This is a genomic window from Methanoculleus sp., from assembly GCF_030019085.1.
Classification (GTDB): domain Archaea; phylum Halobacteriota; class Methanomicrobia; order Methanomicrobiales; family Methanoculleaceae; genus Methanoculleus.
The window spans coordinates 40285-46954 of the sequence record NZ_JASEFJ010000015.1; the positions used below are offsets into that span (position 1 = coordinate 40285).

The window sequence follows — 6670 nt, forward strand, 5'->3', positions numbered from 1 at the left end:
AACTCCATATGATCACGATTGCGCTCCCAAAAGGGAGCCTTGAAGCGCAGACGCTCCAGGTCTTCAAGGAGGCGGATCTCGAGGTCAGAAGGACCGACCGCGATTACAACCCCAGGATCGATGACCCGAGGATCGGTAAGGTGAAGATCCTCCGACCGCAGGAGATCCCGCTCTACGTCCAGATGGGCTACTTCGATCTCGGCATATCTGGGGTTGACTGGGTTGAGGAGAGCGGTGCTGACGTTGTCGAGATTGCAAACCTTTCCTACAGCAAGACCGGCGAGGGGAATGTGAAGATCGTGGTCGCGGTTCACCGTGACGAACCGATCGAAGACGTCACCGCCATCCGGCCTGGCAGTCGGGTTACGACTGAGTATCCCCGGGTCACGGAACGGTTCTTTGAGAACCTGGGGATCCCGGTCAGGCTCTTCCCATCCTATGGGGCTTCAGAGGCGAAGGTTCCAGACCTGATGGACGTGGTAGTAGACCTCACCGAGACAGGGAGCACCCTCCGGAAGAACGGCCTCAAGATCGTGGGAGAGATCATGGAGTCGCACACCGCGCTTCTGGCAAACCGCGACTCGCTCCGCGACCCGGAGAAGCGCCGGGAGATCGACGAGATCGCAACCCTGCTGATGGGCGTGATCGAGGCGCGCCACCAGGTTCTCCTGACGATGAATGTGCCGGCGGCAGCTCTTGAGCGTGTCATCGAGGTGCTCCCGGCGATGAAGAAGCCCACCATCAGCCAGCTCCACGGGATCGACTTCTTCAGCATCCAGACGGCGGTTCAGAAAGGGCTTGTCAACAGCCTGATCCCTGCTCTCAAGGCCGCGGGTGCCGAGGACATCCTGGAGATCCCGATAACAAAGATCGTGCGGTGATGGGGAGGCATCCCTCAGAGACACCTGGAGTAGTCCTTCGAACAGGCGTAACAGAGAAACTCTCCCTCCTCAACCCTGATGCGGGACTCGGCGGTCATCTCACTGCATTTCGCGCACGGCACCGACCGGAAGATCCGGGCGGGTTCGGGGATCACTGGATCGACCTGGCGGATGATGAAGAGGTAGTCATCCGGTGCCTTAAGGATGGCATCGACGACCCGGTTCATGTGATCCTGGAATGCTGCGCGCTCCGAATCGGTTGCCTCCCTCTGCATCACACGCTTCCGGAGCGGCGCAAACTCGGGGTCGAGCGACTCAATATCAAACGACGGATTCGCCACGAGCCGGAGTGCTGCGCCGGTTTTACGGTTGATGAAAGTGAACGCCTGTTTGCCGTGATCTCTGAAGAGCAGGTTCCCTTTCCCGGCGGTGCAGCCCGTCAGAACCTGAATGGCATCGACGCTGCAGGCATCGGTCTCGGTGATCGTGACCAGTTCCTCGTCCTCCGACCGGCCAGAGCGAAGTCTTGAGAGGGCGATCTCCGCCGCCCGATAACCCATTGCGAGGCCGGGACAGACGTGGCCGTGAAACGCGACCGCTTCGGCAAATCGGTCGCGTGCTTCTCCGGGCGTGCCCGGACCTGAGTTGCTGCACATATCCATCGTGTATGAGATCTTGCTACGATATCTCTATTATATGTTACGATAAGAGCCCCAATACCTGGCCAGTGCATGAGAGGTATAATGCCCGAAGTACGAGCTTGCGAAGACCCCGGTATAATTCATGCGGTAACACTCTGCATCTATCTCTTATCCGGTTTTCGCGGCGGATACTGGAATGTGCAATATAGATTATTATTAATATCCCCTCGTGTAAAAAGAATGTTTTACATGAGATTTGCCGGGAGAGTTCTGGCACTGTTTGCCGCAGTCTGTATCTTCTGCACGGCGTCTGGCTGTCTCGGTGCCTCCCCGATGCCATCGGGCGGTGGTGGTATCACCCCCGTCGACCTGCCAGAGCCAGAGGGCCTCACCCTGGCAGAGGCGCTCGCCGAACTAGAACTGCTCGGGGCCGAAGGCGGTCTGAACGTCAGCGGCACATCGCTCCATCAGGTGATCGGGAACCGTGTAAACCTCGAAGGGCGCGCCTCTTCCTGGACAATGGGTCTCCTGGACGCTGACGGGGGGCGCTGGCTGACCATCGGTGTGTCAGGGTGGCAGGAGATCTCGCTTCCTGCTCCCATACCTCCAGAGGAGTTGAATATGACCGAAGTCCTCTCGCCGGAGGAGATCCTCGCTATGCATGAAGATGAGATCCAGGCAGCGCTGGAGCGCCTCAACGCGAATACGGTGGATATCGTGCTTGCCGGGGGGGCCTATACCGTTACGGCCCGCTCTGACGCCGGGATGGAGACTCTCGTCTTCCGGGCGGATACCGGGGAGGTGGACGTATAGGGCTGAAGAACGACGAGGGGTTGTTCTCGATCGACTTCCTTGTCGGGTTTACGATCTTTATGGTCGCCCTGATCGCGGTGGCAAGCATGGTTCCCGGGCTCCTTGCAGGGCTTCAGAGCAGTGGCATCGATTACGATGCGGTAGCCTACCGGACGGGCGTTATACTCGTCGAGGATCCGGGCTGGCCGGTCGATCCGCCGTGGGAGACCTACGATGAGAACCACAAAGACGAGATCGAGCGCATCGGTCTTGCGGTATCGAGGGATGCACCAAACATCCTCCTCTCAACAAAGATTGAGAAGTTCTTCAACACCTCGTTCTTCGATCCTGAGGACTACCGCAGCAAGGCGATCTTTGGCGATATCCCCTACTCCTATAACATAACGCTCCGGAGCCTGGACGCTGAAGGGACTTACAACTATGCGACCGGCGATGACACCCCACCTGGCTACGGCTACATCCGCCGGGTGGTGAAGATAAAGGAGCCAGGCGTGGCGGTGATCGATGGTAGTTTCAAGGATCAGTATACAACTGACACAGAGGATACTTCAACCAGCAGGAATTTTACCGTTCGATTCGACTTCAACCGGTTGATCAACCAGTCCATCGATCCGGCCTACCGGATCGACCCGCGGGCCGAGCCCGTGAATATAACAATCACGGATTTTGGGGAGTTCCTGAACGGAACAGCATCGTACGCGACGCTCGAGAGCGTGACGTTCCGGCGAGGTTCTTCGAGCATCCCCTTCCCCTACGACGAGAGTGATACAGACTATTACACGCTGCGGATCGACAATAACCCTGTTCTTTATTCGCCAGAACCAGGCGTTGGGGTCTCGTCAAGTATCTCTCTCGTCCTGAAACCACCTGCAACATCTCTATTCAATCTCGGACCGACCAGCATCCTGGATGTAGAGTTCAAATTTGAGGATGAACCTCCAGCGACCAACATCACCGGCATCCACTACTATGACTACAATCCAGCAAACGTCACCCGGCCCGACCTGAAACCCGCCGTCCTGGAGGTCGCCATATGGTGAACGATTCGGGGCAGCTCTACACCATGGAAGGGATCGCGGCAGGGCTCGTCATGCTCCTTACAGCATACCTCATCCTCAGCACGACAAGCATCTACACACAGGGGGATACGCACATCCCCGATATGCAGCTTGAGCAGCTCGGTAGTGATGTTCTGGCGATGATGGATACGCCGGATCGAGAGGGGGGTAAGAACCAGCTTGTCGAATTTATCAACGAAAATAATGGGGGTGGATTCAAGGACAAATTCCTGGAATACTGCAACGCGAAAACGAGCGGAGATCTCGATACCCTCCATATGAGCGCGAGCGTTACATACCGAAAAGAGGATCGGATCGAAGAACATCAACTCGTTGGACCCGATGAGACCTGGACAGGCAGGGAATCAGCCGTGCGGGTGACCCGGTGGGTGCAACTGGATCAACAGTTTAGCCCACGTCAACCCTACGGGCAGCGGGCGCAGGCAGTCCTGGTGGAGGTGTTGTTATGGCGTGCATGAACGAGGAGGGGCAGTGGATCGTGCTGATGGGGCTCCTGGTCGCCGTGGGGCTCTTCTTCCTGGCGCTGATCATCAACCAGTCGGCTCTCGTCGGGCAGACGACAGCGGAAGGTGTGCTCGAGTTCCCGAAGAACGATATCCGGGACCTGCGGGAGGCGATATTCGACTATGTTGATAAATATGGCAACGTAGACGCCGCAGGCAATCCCAGCGCTAAAGCGGTTCGCGATGACATCATCGCGATATCGCTCGACCGGAAGAATGCCGTGGTCGATTTCAAGGTTAAAGACCGGATTTATATCTCCGGGCAATGGGCATACCCTGTGGAGATTCACTACAACAACGGAGTGACAGAGTACGATGAGACCGTTTACCGTTACTGAACCTGTGAATGAGGACGGTGTCAGCCGGGTGACAGAGTACATCATCGTCACCGGCGTGCTGCTCGTGCTTATGATAGTCATGATGTTTACCGTCAACACCGTCTTCATGCAGGGGCCGGCGGACACGCTCCGCTACCACGCCTTCGTGGATATCGGGAACGGTATCAGCACCCGGATCGTGGATCTCTACGTGATCTCGCCTGTCAACGGGACGATCGAGACAAAGTTCGACATCCCCGACGACGTTGCGGGGACGAATTACTTTGTGGAGGCCAGTGGCAGGGGATCGAGCCAGATGATCCTGGTGCATGGCGGCAACGTCCAGAGCCAGGTTGCCATCGCCGGTATCGGGGCGACCAGGGCCGTGACCGGTAACACCACCGGTGCTGGATGGAACAGAATCCAGTACAACTCAAGCGGGTTTGAATGAGAATGGCGCAACGCAGAGTTTTCTGGGGGGAAAAGAAATCGTGAAGATGAATGAGCGGGCGGTCTCCGAAGCGATCGGGTTCATCATAATCCTCGGGATCGTCATGAGCGGCATCGGTCTGGTCACCCTCTATGGTTACCCGGTGCTTGTAAAGGAACAGAGCAACACCGACGTCAGGAACATGGAGCGTGCGATGATCGTCATCCAGAACGACATGAAGAGTCTCTGCTTCAAGAACGTTCCCTACAAGGAGACCACGATCCAGGTGAGCGGCGGGACGTTGGAGGTGATAGGTGGAGACGATTATGGGGTCACCTTCACCATCTCAAACTCAAACAGTAACACCTTGTGGGATTTCTCCCCCGGCGCCCTGGTCTACCGCTCCGACCGCAGCACCGAGGTGATCACCCTCGAGAACGGCGCGGTGATAACGCGCCAGGAGGACGTAGCCGGTTCGGCGATGCTTGCAGAGCCGCGCTGGTTCTATGATGAGGCCACGGGGACGTTTGCCATATACATCATGAACATCACCACCGACGAGGCGATGGCAAGATCCGGGGTGGCTACGGTCAGAATGAGCCTGGAAAAGGTAGTTACACATGTAAATGTCTCCGCATCACCCGGCGAAGAGATCACCGTGGAATACGAGAGCGATCCCGGCAACGACAACAGCGTGGCTTGGGGGAACTACCTGACCGGGAACCTGGATATGGAACGCTCGGGTGATAGATATACCCTTGGTGGGGTAACCAGACTCGTCATAAAAGATTACAGGATCAGGATCCACGGCATATAACCAAATTATTACGCCCTGGTTAGCGATCCCCGGTGGGGGATACCCCCTTCAGAAATATATCAGAGATACCCGTTCTTTCGGAGCCACTCTACCTGGGGCTTTGTGTAACGGTAGACAATATCGCACTTCTCGTCCTGGAAAGCCCAGGGAACAACGATAAGGACATCGCCTTCCCGGATCCAGACCTTCTTCTTGATCTTGCCCTTGATCCGCCCGATGCGCGTCACACCATCGAAACAGCGGACCTTTATGTGGTTTGCACCAAGCATCAGTTCAGCGCTGCCAAAGACCTCACGGTTCCTCTTGTTCGGCAGGCGCACACGTATGATCTCCTCCCCGGCATCCCCTTCTCCGCCGGACACGGGTTTACGCTTCGCAGGATCTGTCAGTTCACCACCCCCAACGCTTTTCCAGAGAGTCTGCTCCTCTCTATCACCAGTTTATACAACTGCTGGTTTATCAAATATTCTCCCTTCCGGGAGGGAGGGTGCACGAGAACCGCCCCGTGTGCCAACTGCACCCGTGACGATCCTGAACCACACCCCCTTATGCTTATGTCAATCGGAACACTCATCTAATCCAGGGAGAGTCAGGCTTTCCCGCGTTCAGCACCATCACGATCTCCCAAAAACCCGGTGGATGGTAATGAACACGGCAAATTTAACCGTTGGGGTTGAAGGGGCGAAGCTGGAAGTCCCCGGTCAACAGGCCCGGGATGAAAGCGAAGCCCCTTCATCATTACGATAACGATATCCGCTTTTATAATTCACCCAACATGAAGTATAAACTTGATAAGTCGGCACATTCGGTCTTTGCTCTCTATTACCACCTTATGATTGTGGTGAAGTATCGCCGGAAAGCATTATATCCTGACGATATTCGGGAGCGCCTGAAAGACATCGTATGGGACTTATCAACCGAGTTGGGCATAGAGGTCGTCGCTCACGAACCCGCAGAAGACCACTACCATCTCCTCTTCAAAGCAACTCCGAAAACCAACCCTGTCAACGCAGTCAACGTGATCAAGGGTGTATCATCCAGAAGACTTCGGCAGGAGTTCCCTGCAACAAAAGATTTGTTGTGTGAAAATTCCTTCTGGTCTCCGTCGTATTTTCCTTGCAACATCGGGGCAGGTAAGCCTTGATGCGCTGAAAGAGTATGTTGATTCGCAACCGGAGAGGTAAATGAT

Annotated in this window: 10 protein-coding genes; 8 read left to right on the forward strand and 2 right to left on the reverse strand. The window is 56.0% G+C overall.

Annotation, left to right across the window (positions count from 1 at the left end; translation table 11 throughout):
- Window positions 1–8: 8 nt before the first annotated feature.
- On the forward strand, window positions 9–881 hold the full coding sequence (hisG, locus tag QMC91_RS07375) for an ATP phosphoribosyltransferase (protein WP_300237249.1): 873 nt from the start codon (window positions 9–11) through the stop codon (window positions 879–881).
- A gap of 14 nt (window positions 882–895) precedes the next feature.
- Here hisG and QMC91_RS07380 read toward each other — a convergent pair whose 3' ends face one another.
- Complete coding sequence (locus QMC91_RS07380; protein WP_300237252.1) at window positions 896–1537, reverse strand: FmdE family protein; 642 nt, start codon at window positions 1535–1537, stop codon at window positions 896–898.
- A 225-nt stretch (window positions 1538–1762) separates the two neighbouring features.
- Here QMC91_RS07380 and QMC91_RS07385 point away from each other — a divergent pair, with 225 nt between their 5' ends.
- Genes QMC91_RS07385 through QMC91_RS07410 form a run of 6 tightly spaced genes read left to right on the forward strand, consistent with a single transcriptional unit; the run spans window position 1763 to window position 5481 of the window.
- Window positions 1763–2335, forward strand: a complete 573-nt coding sequence (locus tag QMC91_RS07385; RefSeq protein ID WP_300237254.1) for a hypothetical protein — start codon at window positions 1763–1765, stop codon at window positions 2333–2335.
- Between the two features lie 20 nt (window positions 2336–2355).
- On the forward strand, window positions 2356–3375 hold the full coding sequence (locus QMC91_RS07390; RefSeq protein WP_300237256.1) for a hypothetical protein: 1020 nt from the start codon (window positions 2356–2358) through the stop codon (window positions 3373–3375).
- The gene (locus tag QMC91_RS07395; protein ID WP_300237258.1) at window positions 3369–3872 is read left to right on the forward strand and encodes a hypothetical protein; all 504 of its coding nucleotides are present in this window, start codon (window positions 3369–3371) and stop codon (window positions 3870–3872) included. Before QMC91_RS07390 ends, QMC91_RS07395 begins: the two co-directional genes overlap by 7 nt.
- Window positions 3860–4255 (forward strand): hypothetical protein, encoded by a 396-nt coding sequence (locus QMC91_RS07400; protein WP_300237260.1) that lies wholly within the window; start codon window positions 3860–3862, stop codon window positions 4253–4255. Before QMC91_RS07395 ends, QMC91_RS07400 begins: the two co-directional genes overlap by 13 nt.
- Entirely contained in the window at window positions 4233–4685 is a 453-nt protein-coding gene (locus QMC91_RS07405) for a hypothetical protein (protein ID WP_300237262.1), read from the forward strand. Before QMC91_RS07400 ends, QMC91_RS07405 begins: the two co-directional genes overlap by 23 nt.
- 46 nt (window positions 4686–4731) lie before the next feature.
- A complete protein-coding gene (locus QMC91_RS07410) occupies window positions 4732–5481 on the forward strand; it encodes a hypothetical protein (RefSeq protein ID WP_300237272.1) in 750 nt (249 codons plus the stop codon).
- Between the two features lie 59 nt (window positions 5482–5540).
- Here QMC91_RS07410 and eif1A read toward each other — a convergent pair whose 3' ends face one another.
- Window positions 5541–5843 (reverse strand): translation initiation factor eIF-1A, encoded by a 303-nt coding sequence (gene eif1A / locus QMC91_RS07415; RefSeq protein ID WP_300237264.1) that lies wholly within the window; start codon window positions 5841–5843, stop codon window positions 5541–5543.
- A gap of 413 nt (window positions 5844–6256) precedes the next feature.
- On the opposite strand from eif1A, the gene tnpA reads away from it, so the two are divergent.
- Entirely contained in the window at window positions 6257–6625 is a 369-nt protein-coding gene (gene tnpA / locus QMC91_RS07420) for an IS200/IS605 family transposase (RefSeq protein ID WP_300237266.1), read from the forward strand.
- The last annotated feature ends 45 nt before the right edge of the window (window positions 6626–6670 follow it).